Below are 1,341 nucleotides of genomic sequence, written 5' to 3'. Positions count from 1 at the left end.
TCTGCCGCTCGCCATCGGCATCGGGCTTCAGAATGCGCCCGAAGGATTGGCCGTCGCCGTATCTCTGCTGGGCGAGGGATATCCGAAGCTGCGCGCCTGGGGCATCGCGGCGCTGACGGGCATGGTCGAGCCGATTGGCGGTTTGCTCGGGGCCGGCATCATCACACTGTCGGAACCGCTGCTTCCATGGGGTCTGGCCTTTGCCGCGGGCGCAATGATCTACGTCATTAGCCACGAAATCATCCCCGAAACCCATCGCAGCGGCCATCAGAACAGGGCGACGCTCGGTCTCGCAGTCGGGCTCGTTCTGATGCTGTTCCTTGATGTCTGGTTGGGATGAGGCAATGTCACTAAACAAGGTATCTCCGATGATCGGCGTCTTCGCAGCACTTGCTGCGTTCGCGATCGATCAGATCACCAAAGCCATTGTCGTTGCGAATGCCGTCACTTTAAGCGCCGGGATTTCCGTGTTTCCGGGATTCAACCTCGTCTTTTATCGTAATGACGGCGTGACTTTTGGGATGTTGGGCGGCGCGCCGTGGTGGAGCCTCATCGCTTTCGCTCTTGCCATCTGTGTTTGGCTGGGGGTTATGCTGTTTCGCGCCGACAATGCGGTGGAAACACTTGCCTACGGCGCGATCATTGGCGGAGCGCTGGGCAATGTCATCGATCGTGTGCGCTATCGGGCTGTAACAGACTTTCTCGATTTCTACATTGGCACAACACATTGGCCTGCCTTCAACATGGCCGATGTATTTGTCGTCAGTGGCGTAGGGCTCTTGCTCGCCGCGCCATGGATCAGCGCGCGGCGTCCGATCAAGTCGTGAAGACGGAAATTCTGAACCGCATCGCTCTGCGCCCCTGTTTGCTTTCGCGGATGACGCTTGGTTTCGCCGCCGGGGCGCTGACGGTTCTGACTTTCCCGCCTCTTTCGATTCTCCTGCTTGTTCCCGTTGCCTATTCCGCGTTGTTTGTCGGGCTTCGCGATCTCTCCTTCGGGCGCGCTTTCCTCGTCGGCTGGGCGTTTGGTCTCGGCCAGTTCGGTTTCGGGATTTCGTGGATTGCAGAGAGTTTCTACGTCGAGGCCGAGCGGTTCGGGGCGATGGCGATCCCGGCCGTCGCGGGATTGTCCGCAGGTCTCGCGATTTTCCCGGCCATTGCCGCCGCGCTTTTCGCCGAAATCGCGCGGCGTGGAGCCATGGGCAGTCTCTTGGCCTGCCTCCTGTTCGCGCCTCCTGGACCGTGGCCGAGTGGTTGCGCGGTCACGTTCTGACAGGTTTTCCATGGAACCTCGCCGGCTCGCTTTGGTCGATTACGCCGCTCCTCGCCAACCCGCCGCCT

General features: G+C 60.4%; 2 protein-coding genes and 1 pseudogene. All 3 read left to right on the top strand.

Translation table 11 applies throughout. From position 1 onward, the window contains the following. Positions 1-340 (top strand): ZIP family metal transporter (locus tag OCGS_RS05460; protein WP_040610606.1); only part of this gene is annotated, 340 nt, incomplete at its 5' end. A 28-nt stretch (positions 341-368) separates the two neighbouring features. Continuing rightward, a complete protein-coding gene (gene lspA, locus OCGS_RS05455) occupies positions 369-827 on the top strand; it encodes a signal peptidase II (RefSeq protein WP_040610605.1) in 459 nt (152 codons plus the stop codon). Next, positions 794-1,341 (top strand): annotated as a pseudogene (locus OCGS_RS05450) (apolipoprotein N-acyltransferase); the annotation flags it as partial. The gene lspA and the pseudogene OCGS_RS05450, both read left to right, overlap by 34 nt.

The sequence above is a fragment of the Oceaniovalibus guishaninsula JLT2003 genome (assembly GCF_000299575.1).
Lineage (GTDB): Bacteria > Pseudomonadota > Alphaproteobacteria > Rhodobacterales > Rhodobacteraceae > Palleronia > Palleronia guishaninsula.
This window is presented reverse-complemented; position numbering and strand designations above follow the sequence as displayed.